Origin of the sequence: Lutibacter sp. (assembly GCF_013139515.1) — a bacterium.
GTDB lineage: Bacteria > Bacteroidota > Bacteroidia > Flavobacteriales > Flavobacteriaceae > Lutibacter.
Map to the genome: position 1 here is coordinate 1 of NZ_WTAR01000099.1, position 18172 is coordinate 18172.

At 30.9% G+C, this 18172-nt stretch carries 18 protein-coding genes; 15 read left to right on the forward strand and 3 right to left on the reverse strand.

Translation table 11 applies throughout. The features are described 5' to 3' along the window. From proC to argH, 8 genes are all read left to right on the forward strand, one after another. On the forward strand, positions 1-815 hold an 815-nt coding region (proC, locus tag GQ540_RS09095), incomplete at its 5' end, for a pyrroline-5-carboxylate reductase (protein WP_367206002.1). An 11-nt stretch (positions 816-826) separates the two neighbouring features. Further along, a complete protein-coding gene (locus GQ540_RS09100; RefSeq protein ID WP_291800257.1) occupies positions 827-1954 on the forward strand; it encodes an aminotransferase class III-fold pyridoxal phosphate-dependent enzyme in 1128 nt (375 codons plus the stop codon). Beyond that, the gene (locus GQ540_RS09105) at positions 1954-3150 is read left to right on the forward strand and encodes a glutamate-5-semialdehyde dehydrogenase (protein WP_291800259.1); all 1197 of its coding nucleotides are present in this window, start codon (positions 1954-1956) and stop codon (positions 3148-3150) included. The genes GQ540_RS09100 and GQ540_RS09105 overlap by 1 nt, the downstream gene beginning before the upstream one ends. Continuing rightward, a complete protein-coding gene (gene proB, locus GQ540_RS09110; RefSeq protein WP_291800261.1) occupies positions 3134-3910 on the forward strand; it encodes a glutamate 5-kinase in 777 nt (258 codons plus the stop codon). Before GQ540_RS09105 ends, proB begins: the two co-directional genes overlap by 17 nt. 1 nt (position 3911) lies before the next feature. Beyond that, entirely contained in the window at positions 3912-4859 is a 948-nt protein-coding gene (locus GQ540_RS09115; RefSeq protein WP_291800263.1) for an N-acetylornithine carbamoyltransferase, read from the forward strand. Positions 4860-5059: 200 nt separating this feature from the next. Beyond that, complete coding sequence (gene argB, locus GQ540_RS09120) at positions 5060-5842, forward strand: acetylglutamate kinase (protein WP_291800266.1); 783 nt, start codon at positions 5060-5062, stop codon at positions 5840-5842. Further along, complete coding sequence (locus GQ540_RS09125; protein ID WP_291800268.1) at positions 5842-6900, forward strand: M20 family metallo-hydrolase; 1059 nt, start codon at positions 5842-5844, stop codon at positions 6898-6900. Before argB ends, GQ540_RS09125 begins: the two co-directional genes overlap by 1 nt. A gap of 2 nt (positions 6901-6902) precedes the next feature. Further along, on the forward strand, positions 6903-8180 hold the full coding sequence (argH, locus tag GQ540_RS09130) for an argininosuccinate lyase (protein WP_291800270.1): 1278 nt from the start codon (positions 6903-6905) through the stop codon (positions 8178-8180). A 3-nt stretch (positions 8181-8183) separates the two neighbouring features. Here the strand turns inward: argH and GQ540_RS09135 are convergent, their stop codons facing one another. Genes GQ540_RS09135 through GQ540_RS09145 form a run of 3 tightly spaced genes read right to left on the reverse strand, consistent with a single transcriptional unit; the run spans position 8184 to position 10251 of the window. Then, positions 8184-8870, reverse strand: a complete 687-nt coding sequence (locus GQ540_RS09135; RefSeq protein ID WP_291800272.1) for an RluA family pseudouridine synthase — start codon at positions 8868-8870, stop codon at positions 8184-8186. Position 8871: 1 nt separating this feature from the next. Continuing rightward, a complete protein-coding gene (gene yihA / locus GQ540_RS09140) occupies positions 8872-9483 on the reverse strand; it encodes a ribosome biogenesis GTP-binding protein YihA/YsxC (RefSeq protein WP_291800274.1) in 612 nt (203 codons plus the stop codon). A gap of 3 nt (positions 9484-9486) precedes the next feature. After that, positions 9487-10251, reverse strand: a complete 765-nt coding sequence (locus GQ540_RS09145; RefSeq protein WP_291800276.1) for an alpha/beta hydrolase — start codon at positions 10249-10251, stop codon at positions 9487-9489. 209 nt (positions 10252-10460) lie between these two features. On the opposite strand from GQ540_RS09145, the gene GQ540_RS09150 reads away from it, so the two are divergent. The 7 genes from GQ540_RS09150 to murD are packed head-to-tail and all read left to right on the forward strand — an operon-like array spanning position 10461 to position 18171. Then, a complete protein-coding gene (locus tag GQ540_RS09150; protein WP_291800278.1) occupies positions 10461-10934 on the forward strand; it encodes a division/cell wall cluster transcriptional repressor MraZ in 474 nt (157 codons plus the stop codon). Beyond that, positions 10921-11817: a 16S rRNA (cytosine(1402)-N(4))-methyltransferase RsmH gene (gene rsmH / locus GQ540_RS09155; RefSeq protein ID WP_291800279.1), complete on the forward strand. Its 897-nt coding sequence runs from the start codon at positions 10921-10923 to the stop codon at positions 11815-11817. The genes GQ540_RS09150 and rsmH overlap by 14 nt, the downstream gene beginning before the upstream one ends. Further along, positions 11817-12143, forward strand: a complete 327-nt coding sequence (locus tag GQ540_RS09160) for an FtsL-like putative cell division protein (protein ID WP_291800281.1) — start codon at positions 11817-11819, stop codon at positions 12141-12143. The genes rsmH and GQ540_RS09160 overlap by 1 nt, the downstream gene beginning before the upstream one ends. A 31-nt stretch (positions 12144-12174) precedes the next feature. Further along, positions 12175-14142: a penicillin-binding protein gene (locus GQ540_RS09165; protein WP_291800283.1), complete on the forward strand. Its 1968-nt coding sequence runs from the start codon at positions 12175-12177 to the stop codon at positions 14140-14142. Then, on the forward strand, positions 14143-15606 hold the full coding sequence (locus tag GQ540_RS09170; protein WP_291800285.1) for a UDP-N-acetylmuramoyl-L-alanyl-D-glutamate--2,6-diaminopimelate ligase: 1464 nt from the start codon (positions 14143-14145) through the stop codon (positions 15604-15606). 3 nt (positions 15607-15609) lie between these two features. Further along, positions 15610-16836 (forward strand): phospho-N-acetylmuramoyl-pentapeptide-transferase, encoded by a 1227-nt coding sequence (gene mraY, locus GQ540_RS09175; protein ID WP_291800287.1) that lies wholly within the window; start codon positions 15610-15612, stop codon positions 16834-16836. After that, positions 16837-18171 carry a UDP-N-acetylmuramoyl-L-alanine--D-glutamate ligase gene (murD, locus tag GQ540_RS09180; protein ID WP_291800289.1) on the forward strand — a complete coding sequence of 445 codons (1335 nt, stop codon included), beginning with the start codon at positions 16837-16839 and terminating at the stop codon, positions 18169-18171. It begins immediately after the preceding gene. Position 18172 lies beyond the last annotated feature (1 nt).

The following is an 18172-nucleotide window of genomic DNA, read 5'->3' on the forward strand; positions in this document are numbered from 1 at the left end:
TTAAAAAAATATATAGACAAATGAAAATAGCAATTATAGGGACAGGAAATTTAGGTTATTCAATAGCTCTAGGGATATTATCTCAAAAAAGTTTTAACATTAAAAATCTATATTTAACAAAACGAAATACAGCCTCATTAAGTACTTGGGAAAACTTGCCAAATGTTACAATTTCTTCTGATAATAAAGAAGCAGTACGTTTTTCTGATATTGTAATAGTTGCTGTACAGCCAAATCAGTTGCAAACTGTTTTAGAAGAAATTAAAGATGAAATAGATGCAAAAAAACATACTGTAATTTCTGTTATCACAGGTAGGAAAATACATGAAATTGAAACCGTTTTAGGAAATGAAACGGCTATTATTAGAAGTATGCCAAACACAGCAATTTCTGTGGGGCAATCTATGACATGTTTAAGTGCAAATGAAAAAGGAAAAGAAAATATTGAGTTAGCCAAAACGATATTTAATTCGTTGGGAAAAACAATGTGCATTGAAGAAAAATTAATGCAATCTGCCACGGTAATTTGCGCAAGCGGAATTGCTTTTTGGATGCGTTTAATTAGAGCTACTGCTCAAGGTGCAGTTCAACTTGGTTTTCATGCAGATGAAGCACAAGAATTAGCCATGCAAACTTGTTTAGGTGCGGCTAGTTTATTAATACAATCGGGGAATCACCCAGAGCAAGAAATTGATAAAGTTACAACACCAAGCGGTTGTACTATTGAAGGTTTAAATGAGATGGAACATCAAGGGTTAAGCTCTTCAATAATTAAAGGATTGGTAACTTCATTTGAAAAAATTAATCAGATTTAAAATTTGTTGATATGGAATTATTTAATGTATATCCGTTGTATAATGTTACACCTGTAAAGGCTGAAGGAGCTTATGTTTGGGATGAAAATAACACAAAATATTTAGATTTATATGGCGGCCATGGTGTAATTTCAATTGGACATACACATCCTTATTATGTTAATTTATTGAAGCAACAACTTGATGCAATTGGATTTTATTCCAATTCAATTCAAAATCCGTTACAGCAAGAATTAGCTCAAAAATTAGGTGAGTTATCAGGATGTGAAAATTATAAATTGTTTTTGTGTAATTCAGGTGCTGAAGCAAATGAAAATGCGTTAAAATTAGCTTCATTTGAAACTGGAAAAAGTAGAATAGTTTCTTTTAACAATGCTTTTCATGGAAGAACATCAGCAGCAGTTGCAGCTACCGATAATAAGAATATAAATGCACCAATAAATTTACAGCAAGAAGTTACTTTTTTACCATTGAATGATATTGAATTGGTAATTCATGAATTAGGAAAAGAAGATATAGCAGCAGTAATTATTGAAGGAATTCAAGGAGTTGGTGGTTTAGATGAAGGAACTACTGAATTTTTTAAAGAAGTTCAGGAAATATGTAATAAGAAAGAAGTGCCTTTGATTTTAGATGAAATTCAGTCTGGTTACGGTAGAAGCGGTCAATTTTTTGCGTTTCAGTATCATAATATTCAACCTGATATTATTACAATTGCTAAAGGAATGGCAAACGGATTTCCAATTGGAGGGGTGCTGATTTCAGATAAATATAAAGCTAAATTTGGAATGTTGGGAACTACTTTTGGAGGAAATCATTTAGCTTGTGCAGCAGCAATTTCAGTGTTAGATATTCTTAAAAAGGAGAACTTAGTAAGTAATGTAAATGAAGTTTCTAATTATTTTTTAGAAGAAATTAAAGCCATTTCTCAAGTGAAAAAAGTAAAAGGAAAAGGCTTAATGCTAGGTATTGAATTTGATTTTGAAGTTGGAGAGCTAAGAAAGAAATTAATTTTTGACAAGCACATTTTTACAGGTGGTTCAAGCAATAAAAATTTATTAAGAATTTTACCACCATTAAATATAAATAAAGAACACATCGCTATTTTTATAAACGCTTTGAAAGAAATTTTAAAATAATGAATACTACTTTAACTTCACAACAACGAAATAATGTTTTACTTTCAATGGCTCATTTAATTGCGGCTGAAAAACCAGAAATATTGAATGCAAATAAGTTAGATGTTGACAATTATAATGGTGATGATTTAGCAATGTATGATCGTTTAAAAGTGGATGAAGAAAAAATTGACGGAATGATTTTATCGTTGCAGCAGTTAATTGCTGATGTTGATCCAGTGGGAAAAGATTTGTTTCATTTTACACACGAAAACGGATTAAAAATAACCAATAAATCTGCGCCTTTTGGTACAGTTTTAATTATTTATGAATCTAGACCAGACGTGACTGTTGAAGCAGCTGGAATTGCTTTTAAATCGGGAAATAAAATTTTATTAAAAGGAGGAAAGGAATCCATAAATTCAAACTTAAAAATTGTGGATTTATGGCACAAAGCATTAACCGAAAATAATATTTCAACAAATTGGGTGGAATATTTAAATTATAATAGAACCGAAACCCAAGCATTTTTAGAAAACCCTACACAAAAAGTAGATTTAATTGTACCGCGTGGAGGTGAAAAATTAATTGCTTTTGTAAAGAAAAACGCAACCTGCCCAGTAATTGTAAGTGGTAGAGGAAATAACTTTATTTATGTAGATACTGAAGCTGATTTAGAGCTTGCTTTAAAAGTGATAATTAATGGAAAAATAGCAAAAATATCAGCGTGTAATGCGGTAGATAAAGTTTTAATTAATAAGAACCTTCCAGTTAAAGAAGTTTTTATTAAAAATCTGATAAAGAAATTGTTAGAGTCAAATGTTGAAATTTTAGGAGATGTAGATGTGTCAGCTTTTGAAAATGTTTCAGCCTTTGATAATGAGGATATTTGGTTTGAAGAATTTTTAGATTATAAAATTGTAATTGGAAGTGTAAATTCTTCGGAAGAAGCTATTGCTAAAATCAACAAATACGGAGGTGGACATTCAGCAGTTATTATTACAAAAAATGACGAAATTGCAACCGCTTTTATGGAATCTGTTGATTCTGCAGCAGTGTATCAGAATGCTTCTACTCGTTTTACAGATGGTGGTCAGTTTGGCTTGGGTGGTGAATTGGCAATTAGCACAGATAAGCTGCATCATAGAGGTCCAATGGGATTGCAACATTTAGTAACAAACAAATGGTTTATATACGGAGATGGGCAAATCAGATAAAAAGAGAATTTTACTCAAAATAGGTACACATGTGCTCACCAAAGGAACTAATAATATTTCTAGAGGTAAAATTGAAGACATTGCACAACAAATAGCCTTGTTAAAAGATGATTACGAATTTGTAATTGTGAGCTCTGGCGCAATAGCTGCAGCCAAACAATTTGTAAATTTAGAGAGTAACGGAAAGGAAATTAATGTAAAGCAAGCATTAGCATCTATTGGTCAACCACATTTAATGCGAATTTTTCAAGAAAATTTTAGAGAATTAGGGTTGTTAACTTCACAATGTTTATTGTCGTATTCAGATTTTGAGAAAAAACAATCCAAAAAAAATATTGTAAATACAATTAATGTATTAGTTGAAAATAGCTATATTCCTATTATTAATGAAAATGATACTGTAGCAACTGATGAGATTAAATTTGGTGATAATGATAAGTTATCGGCATTAGCAGCAGTTTTGTTAGAGGTTGATTTACTGATAATTGCCACCAATACAAATGGTGTTTACACCAAAGAATCTATCAATAATAACAATTTAAAAACTATTGTGAAAACAGCTGATATTGAACTCTTAAAAGGCGAAGCTGAAAAATCTGTTTCTAATGGAGGAACCGGAGGAATGAAAACTAAAATTGAAGCTGCTGAAATAGCACAAAAAGCCAATATTGAAACCTGGATTTTAAATGGTTCAAACGATAATTTTATAGTTAACGCAATTAATAATAAGGCAGAATTCACAAAAATAACAATACAATAAAATGCAACATTACACTAGCTTAAAAGATTTGGATAGTTTGCAAATAACAGTGCAAGAGGCTATTGAGTTAAAGAAAAACGAATTACAGTTTAAAACTCTTGGAGAAGGGAAAACAATTTGTTTATTATTTTTTAACAATAGTTTACGTACACGTTTAAGCACTCAAAAAGCAGCTCAAAATTTAGGAATGCATACTATTGTAATGAATTTTGGAAGCGAAGGTTGGCAATTAGAGTTTGAAGATGGAGTTGTAATGAATCAAAATAAATCTGAACATATAAAAGAAGCGGCGAAAGTAATTGCGCAATATTGCAATATTGTGGCTATTAGAGCTTTTGCATCGTTGACTGATAAAGAAAAAGACAATGCCGAAATTGTGATAAATAGTTTCGAGAAATATGCAGGGATTCCGGTTGTAAATATGGAAAGCGCCACGGGGCATCCTTTACAAGCGTTGGCTGATGCAATTACTATGGAGGAAAACAAAGTTTTACATAAACCAAAAGTTGTATTGAGTTGGGCTCCGCATCCAAAGGCATTGCCACATGCAGTAGCAAATTCTTTTGTAGAAATGATGCAATTTCAAGGTGCCGATTTTGTAATTACACATCCAGAAGGTTATGAGTTGAATCCTGAAATAACGAAGAATTCAACCATAGAATACAATCAGGAAAAAGCTTTTGAAAATGCAGATTTTATTTATGTTAAAAATTGGAGTTCTTATAAAGAATACGGGCAGGTTTTAAAAACTGATTCGGAATGGATGATTAATGCAGATAAAATGAAATTAACAAATAATGCGAAGTTTATGCACTGTTTGCCAGTTAGAAGAAATGTGATAGTTGCAGATGAAGTGATAGATTCTGAAAATTCAATTGTGATTCAGCAGGCAAATAATAGAACTTATTCTGCACAAATTGTGTTGAAGAAAATATTGGAGAACTTATAGTCTTAAAATAATAAAAAGTCGTCATTCTGAACTTGTTTCAGAATCTCATCATAGTGATCGCAAGTTATTATGCGAACCTGAATCAGGTTCAGGTTGACGAAAATTTAATTTGTCATTCCTGCGAAGGCAGGAATCCAAAGAATGTTTATAGAAATAGGTTCCTGCCTTCGCAGGAATGACATTTAGAAATAGAATAAAAAATGAAAAGTAAACTTAATATCGTTAAAATAGGAGGGAACATCATTAATGATGAGGTTGCTTTAGCTTCCTTTTTAAAAGATTTTTCTGAATTAGAAGGTTTTAAAATTTTAGTTCACGGAGGAGGAAAAAGAGCTACTGAAATTGCTTCAGAAATGGGTTTAAAACCTAAAATGATAAACGGTAGAAGAGTAACTGATGAAGCTAATTTAGAAGTGGTTACTATGGTATATGCAGGTTTGTTAAATAAAAATATAACGGCTCAATTACAGCAAAATAATTGCAATGCTTTAGGTTTGTCGGGAGTTGATGCAAATTGTATATTGGCTCACAAACGTATTGTTAAAGAGATTGATTATGGGTTTGCAGGTGATGTAGATGAAGTAAATACTGAAACTATCAATGTGTTTTTACAAAATAATATGACTCCGATTTTTTGTGCAATTACACACGATAAAAAAGGACAATTATTAAATACTAATGCTGATACAATTGCTTCAGAAGTTGCAATTGCAATGAGTGATTTGTTCAATGTTCAGTTAAATTATGTATTTGAATTGAAAGGTGTTTTAGAAACCATTGAAGATGGAAATTCAGTAATTAAAGACATTAATCTAAACAAATACGAACAGTTAATAGAGCAGGGTGTTATTTCAGAAGGTATGATTCCTAAACTTCATAATTGTTTTAGCGCATTAAAAAAAGGAGTTCAAAAAGTAAAAATTGGAGATGCTTCATTGGTGAAAAATGAAGCAAATTTATTTACAACATTAAGTTTAAAATAATGATAAATCAACTTACAAAAGAAGCTATTGAATTGTTGAAGAATTTAATTTCAAAGCAGTCATTTTCAGGAGAAGAAAATGAAACAGCCTTGTTAATTATGCAATGGTTTTCTAGTCATGATATAAAATTTGAAAGTGATAAACATAATGTTTGGGCAAAAAACAAGCATTTTGATGTATCGAAAAAAACAATATTGCTTAACTCGCATCACGATACAGTAAAACCAAATAAAGGATATACAAAAGATCCTTTAAACCCGGAAGTTGTTGATGGTAAATTATATGGTTTAGGAAGTAATGATGCCGGTGGTTGTTTGGTTTCATTATTGGCATCATTCACGTATTTTTATAATCGCAATGATTTGAATTATAATTTTATAATTGTAGCTTCTGCCGAGGAAGAAAATTCTGGGCCAAATGGTTTAAATAGTATGCTAAAAGTGATTCCTGAAATTGATTTTGCTATTGTTGGAGAGCCAACATTAATGCAATTAGCAATTGCTGAAAAGGGTTTAATGGTGTTAAATTGTGAAGCAAAAGGAACTGCAGGTCACGCTGCACACGGCATAGGAGATAATGCAATTTATAATGCAATTGAAGATATTAATTGGTTTCAAACTTTTGAATTTCCAAAGGTTTCTGAAACTTTAGGTAAAGTTAAAATGACAGTTACACAAGTTGAAGCAGGACATCAACACAATGTGATTCCGGCTAGTTGTAACTACGTGGTTGATGTTAGGGTTACTGATGCGTATAGCAATCAAGAAGTTAATGAAATTATACAATCAAATGTGAAGTCTGAAGTATGCCCAAGATCACTTCGTTTAAACTCTTCTTCCATCCCAAAAGAGCATCCAATTGTTGAAGCTGGTATTAAATTAGGAAGAGAAACGTATGGTTCGCCAACATTGTCTGATCAGGCGGTGTTAAGTTGTCCATCGTTAAAATTAGGGCCTGGGCAAAGTTTACGTTCACATACAGCCGATGAGTTTATTTATTTGAACGAAATTGAAGAAGGTATAGATTTGTACATTAAAATATTAAATGAAATTATATAATTATGAAACTTTGGGATAAAGGATTTTCAACCGATAAAAAAATAGATTTATTTACTGTTGGAAACGACAGAGAATTAGATTTAATTTTGGCAAAATACGATGTGATTGGTAATGTTGCACATGCAAAAATGTTACATAGCATTGGTTTGTTAACTGCGAAAGAATTACAATCTTTAGAAACAGAATTAGAGTTGATTTTAGCTGATATTAATAATGGAAATTTTATTATTGAAGATACATTTGAAGATGTTCATTCTAAAATAGAATTTTTATTAACGGAGAAGTTAGGAGATACAGGTAAAAAAATTCATACAGCTCGTTCAAGAAATGACCAGGTTTTGGTTGATGTGCATTTATATGTAAAAGATGCATTAGACGAAATTGAAGGTGGCGTTGATGAGCTTTTTGATTTGTTAATTAAATTAGCCGAACAATATAAAGATGTTTTACTACCAGGTTATACGCATTTACAAGTGGCAATGCCTTCGTCTTTTGGAATGTGGTTTTCTGCGTATGCTGAAAGTTTAATTGATGATATTTATTTTATAAAAGCAGCTTACAAAGTAGCGGATCAAAATCCGTTAGGTTCTGCAGCTGGTTATGGAAGTTCATTCCAAATTGATAGAGATTTTACAACCAAAGAATTAAATTTTGAAACATTAAAATACAACTCTGTTGCTGCTCAAATGGGAAGAGGAAAGCTAGAAAAGTCGGTAGCTTTTGCACTAAGTTCAGTAGCAAGTACATTGGCAAAAATGAGCATGGATATTTGTTTATATATGAGTCAAAACTTTAGTTTTATTTCATTTCCAGATGAATTAACAACAGGCTCAAGTATAATGCCGCATAAAAAAAACCCAGATGTTTTTGAATTGATAAGAGGAAAATGTAATAAACTACAAGCCTTACCTTATGAGTTTACATTAATTACAACTAATTTACCAAGTGGTTATCACAGAGATTTACAACTGTTAAAAGAAGGATTAATTCCATCATTTTCAGTATTAAAATCGTGTTTAGAAATGTTGACTTATTCGTTACATAATATTCAAATAAACGATGCTATAATTGATGATGATAAATATTTGTATTTGTTTAGTGTAGAGGAGGTTAACAAGTTAGTTCAAAATGGAACACCATTTAGAGATGCCTATAAAATTATTGGAAAAAGTATTAATGAAGGCACTTTTAATCCAGAAAAAAAAGTAATTCACACACACAAAGGAAGTGTTGGAAATTTATGTTTAGGGGATATTATAGAAAAGAAGAATAACGCTTAATTTTTAATTGCAAGCTTGCCAAATAACTTCATTTGGAGTTGGAGCAGTTATTAAAATAGTTTCTTTTGTAACTGGGTGAATAAACTCAATTTTGCGTGCGTGTAAGTGTATACTTGCATCTTTATTACTTCGGTTAAAACCATATTTTAAATCGCCTTTTATGGGCGATCCAATAGCTGCTAGCTGGCATCTAATTTGATGATGACGACCCGTTTCTAAATCAACTTCTAATAAGTGATAATTATCTAAAGATTTTAGTGTTTTATAATGAAGAGTGGCTTTTTTACTTCCTTCAATTTCAGAAGAATAAGAAGTGGATTTATTGTTTTTAGGATTCTTTTTTAAATATCCGGTAAGCGTATCAATTTCTTTAATTGGTTTGTTTTTTACCACAGCCCAATACGTTTTGTTAACAGTTTTATCACGTAACATTTTGTTGAACCGTTCTAATGCTTTAGATGTTTTAGCAAAAACAACAACACCTGTTGTTGGTCTGTCTAATCTGTGAACAACTCCTAAAAAAACATTTCCAGGTTTGTTGTATTTTTCTTTGATATATTCTTTGACAATTTCGCTTAGGGGTGTGTCGCCGGTTTTATCACCTTGAATAATATCTCCAGATTGTTTGTTAACAATAATTAGGTGGTTATCTTCAAATAAGATTTTTAAATTGTCTTTAGTAGAAGGCATTTTAGTTCTTTTTTTCTACTTTTTGATTTATTTCATCAATAAATTCAAGTATTTCTTTTCTTCCTGAAGCATTAGTTGAAGATGAAATAAAGTGTTGTGGCATAGTTTCCCACATTGTTTTAGTCATTGTTTTAGAATAAACTTCAACATTTCTATTTAGTTGAGATAATTTAATTTTATCAATTTTTGTAAAAATGATACAAAACGGAATTCCGCTTTCGCCTAAAAATCGCATAAATTCTAAATCAATTTTTTGAGGTTCAAGTCGTGAATCAATTAATACAAACGTGCAAATTAATTGTTCACGTTGTAAAAAGTAATTTTTTATAAAACTTTGAAAAGTTTGTTTTACGGTTTTTGAAACTTTAGCATAACCATAACCTGGTAAATCTACTAAAAACCAATTATTATTTATTTTAAAGTGATTAATAAGCTGTGTTTTACCTGGCTTCCCAGATATTTTAGCTAGCTTATTCCTGTCGGTAAGCATGTTGATTAATGAAGATTTACCAACATTTGATCTCCCAATAAATGCGTATTCAGGAAGAATTTCTTTTGGACATTTAGCAACATCCGAATTGCTAATTACAAAATCAGCGGTTTTAATTTTCATTAGTTACAAATTTCGTTCATTTAACCAACCTTCAAGAATTTTATTAAACTCATCAGGATGCTCCATCATAGGTGTATGTCCACATTTGTCAATCCAAAATAAGTTAGCATCAGGCAATAATTTTTCAAAATCTTCAGCTACTTCAGGCGGAGTCACAGTGTCGTTTTTTCCCCAAATTAAGCACGTAGGAGTATTCATTTCAGGTAAATCCTTAGCCATATTATGTCTAATTGCACTTTTAGCAATGGCTAAAGTTCTTATAACTTTATGTCTGTCATTAACTGAAGCAAAAACTTCATCAACCATTTCTTTAGTGGCAACTTTAGGATCATAAAAAACCTCTTCAGTTTTAGTTTTTATATAGTTATAATCACCTCTTTTCGGGTATGTATCACCCATAGATTTTTCATATAAACCTGAACTTCCAGTTAAAACAAGTCCAGTCACATTTTTCAAATTTAATTTTGTAAAATACAAAGCAATGTGTCCTCCTAATGAGTTTCCCAGTAAAATTGTGTTATCAATATTTTTAAAAGCCATAAATTCTTTTAGGAATTTAGAAATATTTTTAACATTGGTTTTTAATAAGGGTAAAGTGTATATAGGTAATTCGGGAATAATTACTTTATAACCATTAGCTGAAAAATAGCTTAAAACGTTGTCAAAATTACTCAAGGTTCCCATAAGTCCATGAAGTACTATAATAGGTTGCCCTTCTCCAGCTTCAAGATAACTAAACTTCCCTTCTGTTATAAGATTCTTACTCATTAAATTTTGATTTTTATGCTTGCGACAAAGGTAAGTTTTTTTTCTAAATTACTACTTTTTTATAAATACAAGTAAATTAAGTTTTAACTGCCTGAAATTCAAAATTATAGTCGAAAAACCAGTGTAAGTGTTAAAAGTTATCAACAAAGTGGGTAAAAGTGGATATTTGTGGGAAAAAATTTATATTTTTGGGTTGACTCAAACAAGCAATGGTAAATTTAATTGGAACATATGAATGTAAAGCAGATGCCAAAGGAAGGCTAGTACTTTCGGCTGCATTGAAGAAACAGCTTTCACCAATATTACAAGATGGATTTGTATTGAAACGTTCTGTGTTTCAGCCATGTTTAGAAATGTACCCGATGTCTGAGTGGAATATTTTAATGCAGAGAGTAAACAAGTTGAATAGGTTTGTTAAAAAGAATAATGACTTTATAAGAAGATTTACTGCGGGAGTAAAAATTGTTGAATTAGATGCTTCGGGAAGATTGTTGATACCAAAAGATTTACAAAATTTTGCTGGGATTACTAAAAATGTGGTTCTTTCTTCAGCTGTAAATATTATTGAAGTTTGGGATAAGGATAATTATGAAAAAGCTATTGATGATGCAACAGTTGATTTTGCAGGTTTAGCTGAAGAAGTTATGGGTAATGTAATAGATAGCGAAGATGGAATATCATAATCCGGTTTTATTAAAAGAGAGTATTGATGGTTTAAATATTAAGCCAAACGGTGTATATGTTGATGTTACTTTTGGTGGTGGAGGTCATTCAAGAGAAATATTAAGCAGGTTAAATGAAGATGGAAAACTGTTTGCATTTGACCAAGATGAAGATGCAAAACGAAATATGATTGATGATGAGCGTTTTACATTGATTCCTCAAAATTTCAGATTCATAAAAAGATATTTAAGATTTTATGGCGTAAAAAAAGTGGACGGTGTTTTGGCAGATTTAGGTGTTTCTTCACATCAGTTTGATGAAGCTGAAAGAGGTTTTTCAACACGGTTTGATGCGGATTTAGATATGAGAATGAATCAAGAAGGTGAGTTATCGGCATTTCAAGTAGTGAATTTTTACGATGAACAAAAATTAAGTGATGTGTTATTTCAATATGGTGAATTACGAAATGCACGAGCAATAGCTAAAAAAATTGTTGAAACAAGAACTGAAAAGAAAATTAAAACAAGCTTTCAATTAAAAGAAGTGTTGAATGAGTTTGTTCCAAAAGCTGTTGAACATAAAATATTAGCACAGATATTTCAAGGAATTAGAATAGAAGTGAATCAGGAAATAGAAGCTTTAAAAGAGTTTTTATTACAAATACCAGAAGTATTAAATGAAGAGGGAAGACTAAGTGTAATATCATATCATTCTCTTGAAGATAGATTGGTGAAGCGTTTTATAAGAAATGGATTGTTTGAAGGTGAGCCTGAAAAAGATTTTTATGGAAATATAACTGTGCCAATGAAAAAATTAGGAAAAATGATAATTCCTTCATTTCAGGAAATTAAAATAAATAATAGAGCAAGAAGTGCAAAACTAAGAATAGCAACATTAAAGTAATGTCTAAATTTAAAAACAGCATATATCAATTATTAAAAGGTGATTTTTTAGTAAATGAAGACTCGTTTAAAAATTGGCGTTTTATGTTGTTTATGGTAATGTTAATGATGGTTATGATTGCCAGTTCACATAGTTCAGATAAAAAAGTAATGGAAATTGCAAAGCTAAACAAAAAGGTAAAGCAATTAAGGTCGGAATTTGTAGATACAAGATCTACTTCAATGAATTTAAAATTAGAGTCAACAATAAAAATTAAGGTGTTGGAGTTGGAATTAAAACCAAGTGAAACGCCACCGCAAGTAATAAGAGTAACCCATAAAAAATAAATAAACTTTGACAACTACTAAAAAAAACATAATGAAGAGATTGTATCTTGTACTTGTGTTCATCACGCTGTTTTTAGTGGTGATAGTAGTTCAGCTTACCAATATTCAAATTACTGATGGTGAAAAGTACAGAAACTTATCAGAGCAACTTACCTTAAGAAATGATACCATTTTTTCAAATAGAGGAAATGTTTTTTCAGCTGATGGTAGTTTGTTAGCAACATCAATGTCGCAATACGAAATTAGAATGGATGTTGTTACTGTTAATGCTGAAGTTTTTGAAAAAGAAATACGAAACTTAGCCAAAGAGTTATCAAAAATGTTAGGAAATTCTGTGTTGGCTTGGGAAACTAAAATTAGAAAAGCCAGAAACACAAAAAATAGGTACTTATTTATAGAAAGAAAGTTGGGCTATAATGATTATATGAAACTAAAATCATTCCCAATTTTTAATTTAGGAATGTACAAAGGTGGTTTTATTGCTGAACAATCAACTGTTAGAGCGCATCCGTTAGGTAAAGTTGCTGAAAGAACTATTGGTTATGATGATTATAGAGGAGCTCCAGGAATTGAAGGCGCATATAGAAGTTATTTAAAAGGTCAGCATGGTTGGAGAATGAAGCAGAAAATTGCTCAAGGCCAATGGAAACCAATTAATGATAATAACGAAAAAGAGCCAATAGACGGTAAAGATATAGTTACAACTATTGATGTAAACATACAAGATATTGCACATCACTCTTTGCTAAGGCAGTTAGAAATTTACAATGCAGAACACGGTTGTGTTGTGGTTATGGAAACTAAAACCGGTGAAATTAAGGCAATCTCAAATTTAGGGAGAAGTTCACTAGGTAAATATTACGAAAAAAGAAACTATGCTGTTTATGAATCTCATGAACCAGGTTCAGCTTTTAAAGTAATGTCTTTGGTTGCGGCTTTAGAATCAGGTAAAATAGATACAAGTACAGTTGTTGATACGGGTGAAGGAAAATATAGAATGTATGGTAGGTATATTAATGATTCTCACAGAGGTGGTTATGGAGAAATTTCGGCTGCTCGTGCGTTAGAAGTTTCGTCAAATATTGGTTTTGCAAGATTGATTGAAGAAAATTTTGGTAAAAAGCCAGAAGAATTCATCAATTCTTTAAAAAGAATGCACTTAAATAGCCTAATAGGTTTAAAAATAAAAGGAGAAGGAAAGCCTCAAATTCCTTCACCTGGAGATGAAATATGGAGTAAAAACGCTCTACCTTCAATTGCTTACGGTTATAATTTAAAATTAACACCGTTACAAACATTAACTTTTTACAATGCAATTGCAAATAATGGGGAAATGGTGAAACCAAAGTTTGTAAAGGAAATTCGTTCTAGAGATAATAAGCTTGAAGTTTTTGATAAAGTTGTAATTGATTCTGAAATATGTTCTAAAGAAACCGTTAAGAAAGTTCAAGAAGTTTTAAAAAATGTTGTTGTTCGCGGAACTGGTCAAAAATTGTATGATGAAAATTTCTCAATGGCTGGTAAAACAGGGACTGCAAGAACAGAGTACGGAAACTATGAAGAATGGGTTAAAAATAAAAGATACATTTCATCATTTACAGGTTATTTTCCTGCTGAAAATCCAAAATACTCATGCATTGTTGTCATTCATAAACCTGATTCAAAAACAGGTTTTTATGGTGCAGATGTTTCTGGTCCTGTTTTTAAAGATATTGCACATAAAATATATACTTCAAACCACATTATTCATGAAATTGATAATAACACTCCAAACTTAACAGGTGTTAATAATAGTTTCAAAAAGTATTATGCAATTTCTAACAAGGAATTTAATTCAATTCCAAATGTAAAAGGAATGGTTGGTATGGATGCAATTTCTTTACTAGAAAATATTGGTTTGAAGGTGAATTATACAGGTAAAGGAAAAGTAAAAAAGCAGTCAATAAAAGCTGGGGAAAAATTAACAAAAGGCGCAACAATAGTTTTAAATCTCATATAATTGAAGTTAGTTAAAGACATATTATATAAAGTTAGTTTAGATACAATTCTTGGTAGCACTGAGAAGCTGGTAAACGCTATTGTTTTTGATTCTAGAGAGGTGAAGCAAAACACGCTGTTTGTGGCTCAAAAAGGGTTAACTTTTGACGGACATCAATTTATTGAAAAAGCTATTAAGTTAGGTGCAACAGTTATTGTTTGTGAGAATTTACCTAAAAAAATACTTCAAGAGATTACATACATTAAAGTAACTGATGCAGATATAGCATTGGCAATTATAGCTTCAAATTTTTATGAAAACCCATCATCAAAATTAAAATTAATTGGTATTACTGGCACAAACGGTAAAACTACTATTGCAACATTATTATATAATTTATTTCAAAAAGCCGGTTATAAAACAGGTTTGTTGTCAACTGTAAAAATTATGGTTGATTCAATTCAGCATAACGCAACACATACAACACCAAATTCAGTATTAATTAATAAATATTTGAATGAAATGGTTGAATTAGGTGTTGATTATTGCTTTATGGAAGTGAGTTCTCATGGAATTCATCAAAAAAGAACTGAAGGATTACAGTTTTCAGGTGGGGTTTTCACCAATTTAACACACGATCATTTAGATTATCATAAAACTTTTAAGGAATATAGAGATGTAAAAAAATCGTTTTTTGATTCGTTGCCAAAATCAGCTTTTGCATTGGTAAACTTAGATGATAAAAACGGTACAATTATGCTTCAAAACACTGAAGCTAAAAAGCAGTCGTATGCATTAAAAACAATGGCTGATTTTAAAGTTAAAATTTTAGAAAATCAATTTTCAGGTTTGTTGTTAACTATAAATAATAATGAAGTTTGGGCAAAATTAATAGGCAGTTTTAACGCGTACAATTTAGCAGCAGTTTTTGGAGTCGCAAATTTATTAGGGATAGATAAAACTGAAGCATTAATTTATATAAGTGAATTAGAAAGTGTGAGTGGAAGATTCCAACATTTTATTTCTGAAGGTGGCGTAACAGCTGTAGTTGATTATGCGCACACACCAGATGCATTAAAAAATGTGTTGGAAACTATTAATGATATTAGAACTGGAAATGAACAAGTTATTACCGTTGTGGGATGCGGTGGAGATCGAGATAAAGCTAAACGACCTGTTATGGGGCGTTTAGCATCTCAATTAAGTACGCAAGCAATTTTTACTTCTGATAATCCAAGAAGTGAAAATCCACAAACAATTATTGAGGAAATTGAAGCGGGAGTTGAACCTCAAAATTTTAAAAAAACAATTTCAATTTTAGATAGAGAACAAGCAATTAAAACAGCTATAAAATTTACAAGAAAAGGAGATATTATTTTAATAGCAGGAAAAGGACACGAAACCTATCAGGAAGTAAATGGAAAACGTTCACATTTTGATGATTACGAGAAAATAACAGAATTATTAATAGCCATAGAAAGTTAAGCGATGCTATATTATTTATTTGAATATTTAGAAAATCATTACAATTTAACAGGAGCTGGATTGTTTCAGTACATTTCTTTTAGATCTGCATTGGCGTTTATGATTTCATTGCTTTTTTCAACAATTTATGGTAAACGAATTATTAATTATTTACAGCAAAAACAAGTTGGAGAATCTGTTAGAGATCTAGGCTTAGAAGGTCAAGTAGAAAAAGCAGGAACGCCTACAATGGGTGGTATTATCATTATTTTGGCAACGTTAATTCCTGTGTTGTTATTTGCTAAAATTGACAATATTTACATTGTACTATTAGTGATTACAACATTGTGGATGGGTGCAATTGGTTTTATTGATGATTATATTAAAATCTTCAAAAAAGATAAAGAAGGTTTAAAGGGGAGGTTCAAAATTTTAGGCCAGGTTACTTTAGGAATTTTTGTTGGAGCAATGCTTTATTTTCATCCAAGTGTTACAATGAAAGAAAAATTACCAGTAAAATACCAATATGTTTCAGAGAAAGGAGCACCTGTTTTATTTGCTGACGCAAAAAAATCAACAAAAACCACCATTCCATTCGTAAAAAATAACGAGTTTGAATATGCAGATGTGTTAAGCTTTTTAGGGAATGGATTTAAAGAATATGCTTGGTTAATTTTTATTCCAATTGTAATTTTTATTATAACAGCAGTTTCAAATGGCGCAAATTTAACCGATGGAATTGATGGTTTAGCAGCTGGTTCGTCGGCAATTATTGTACTTACTTTAGGTATTTTCTCATGGGTTTCAGGTAACATAATTTTCGCCAATTATTTGGATGTTATGTATATCCCAAATTCTGGTGAAATGACCATTTTTATTGCGGCTTTTGTTGGCGCATTGATAGGTTTTTTATGGTACAATACCTATCCGGCTCAAGTTTTTATGGGTGATACTGGAAGTTTAACTATTGGAGGTATTATTGCTGTTTTAGCTATTGCTGTTCGTAAAGAATTATTAATACCTGTGTTGGCTGGAATTTTTCTAGTAGAAAATTTATCGGTGATACTTCAAGTAGGATTTTTTAAATATACCAAGAAAAAGTACGGAGAAGGAAGGCGCATATTTAAAATGTCGCCATTACATCATCATTACCAAAAATCCGGGTATCATGAGAGTAAAATAGTAACACGTTTTTGGATTATAGGTATTCTATTAGCAGTGTTTACAATAGTAACGTTAAAGTTACGATAAATGAAAAAATTAGTGATTCTTGGAGCAGGTGAAAGCGGCATAGGAACTGCTATTTTGGGAAAGCAAAAAGGGTACAATGTTTTTGTTTCTGACAGAGGAACAATTGCAGAAAAATATAAAAAAGTTCTTTTAAATAATAACATTTCTTTTGAAGAAGGAAATCATACTGAAACTAAAATTTTTGATGCTGACTTAGTAATGAAAAGTCCGGGAATTCCTGATACTGTTTCATTAGTAATAGCGTTAAAAGAAAAGGGTGTTTCTGTAATTTCTGAAATTGAGTTTGCTTCAAAATATACAAATGGAGTTATTGTTGGGATAACCGGTTCAAACGGGAAAACTACTACAACAATGCTTCTAAATCATGTTTTGGAGAAAGAAAATTTCAATGTGAGTATGGGTGGAAATATTGGAGACAGTTTTGCACAACAAGTAGCTGAAAAAAAATCAGATATTCATGTGTTGGAGTTAAGCAGTTTTCAATTAGATGGAATTGAAAATTTTGCACCTCATATAGCAATAATTACAAATATAACACCTGATCATTTAGATAGGTATAATTATAAGTTTGATAACTATATCAATTCTAAATTCAGAATTATAGAAAATCAAACAGAAAATGATTTTTTGATTTATGATTTTGATGACGAGGTAATTTCTAATTGGCTTAAAAATAATAAAGTAAAAGCTACATTATTACCTTTTTCAATAAAAAGCGAATTAAAACAAGGAGTGTATTTAAAAAACAAACAACTAATAATCAATTATAAAAAAGAAGAAAAAATAATGGGCATTTCAACCTTAGCATTAAAAGGAAAACACAACACAAAAAACGCAATGGCTACTGCTATGGCAGCTTCATTGTTAAAAGTAAGAAAAGAAACAATAAGAGAAAGTTTAGAAGATTTTGAAGGTGCTGAACATAGACTTGAGTCTGTGCTAAAAATAAATGGAGTGCAATATATTAATGATTCTAAAGCAACGAATGTTAATGCTACATTTTACGCTTTAGATTGTATGCAGTCTCCAACAGTTTGGATTGTAGGTGGAGTTGATAAAGGAAACGATTATTTAGATTTAATGCCTTTGGTAAGAGAAAAAGTGAAAGCAATTATTTGTTTAGGTGTTGATAATCAAAAAATAGTGCAAACTTTTTATAATGTAGTTGATTTAGTTGTTGAAACTGCTGGAGCTGAAGAAGCAGTGAAAGTTGCATACAAAATAGCTGAAAAAGGTGATGCGGTATTGTTGTCACCAGCTTGCGCAAGTTTTGATTTGTTTGAAAATTATGAAGACAGAGGTAATAAATTTAAACAAGCTGTTAAAGAGTTATAAT

Excerpts from the sequence above, each read along its gene's own strand:
- GQ540_RS09100 (WP_291800257.1), top strand. The coding sequence starts at position 827 with ATGGAATTATTTAATGTATATCCGTTGTATAATGTTACACCTGTAAAG.
- GQ540_RS09165 (WP_291800283.1), top strand. The coding sequence starts at position 12,175 with ATGAAGAGATTGTATCTTGTACTTGTGTTCATCACGCTGTTTTTAGTG.
- GQ540_RS09145 (WP_291800276.1), bottom strand. The coding sequence starts at position 10,251 with ATGAGTAAGAATCTTATAACAGAAGGGAAGTTTAGTTATCTTGAAGCT.
- GQ540_RS09125 (WP_291800268.1), top strand. The coding sequence starts at position 5,842 with ATGATAAATCAACTTACAAAAGAAGCTATTGAATTGTTGAAGAATTTA.
- mraY (WP_291800287.1), top strand. The coding sequence starts at position 15,610 with ATGCTATATTATTTATTTGAATATTTAGAAAATCATTACAATTTAACA.
- GQ540_RS09105 (WP_291800259.1), top strand. The coding sequence starts at position 1,954 with ATGAATACTACTTTAACTTCACAACAACGAAATAATGTTTTACTTTCA.
- argH (WP_291800270.1), top strand. The coding sequence starts at position 6,903 with ATGAAACTTTGGGATAAAGGATTTTCAACCGATAAAAAAATAGATTTA.
- rsmH (WP_291800279.1), top strand. The coding sequence starts at position 10,921 with ATGGAATATCATAATCCGGTTTTATTAAAAGAGAGTATTGATGGTTTA.
- argB (WP_291800266.1), top strand. The coding sequence starts at position 5,060 with ATGAAAAGTAAACTTAATATCGTTAAAATAGGAGGGAACATCATTAAT.
- GQ540_RS09135 (WP_291800272.1), bottom strand. The coding sequence starts at position 8,870 with ATGCCTTCTACTAAAGACAATTTAAAAATCTTATTTGAAGATAACCAC.
- proB (WP_291800261.1), top strand. The coding sequence starts at position 3,134 with ATGGGCAAATCAGATAAAAAGAGAATTTTACTCAAAATAGGTACACAT.
- murD (WP_291800289.1), top strand. The coding sequence starts at position 16,837 with ATGAAAAAATTAGTGATTCTTGGAGCAGGTGAAAGCGGCATAGGAACT.
- GQ540_RS09115 (WP_291800263.1), top strand. The coding sequence starts at position 3,912 with ATGCAACATTACACTAGCTTAAAAGATTTGGATAGTTTGCAAATAACA.
- GQ540_RS09160 (WP_291800281.1), top strand. The coding sequence starts at position 11,817 with ATGTCTAAATTTAAAAACAGCATATATCAATTATTAAAAGGTGATTTT.
- GQ540_RS09150 (WP_291800278.1), top strand. The coding sequence starts at position 10,461 with ATGGTAAATTTAATTGGAACATATGAATGTAAAGCAGATGCCAAAGGA.
- yihA (WP_291800274.1), bottom strand. The coding sequence starts at position 9,483 with ATGAAAATTAAAACCGCTGATTTTGTAATTAGCAATTCGGATGTTGCT.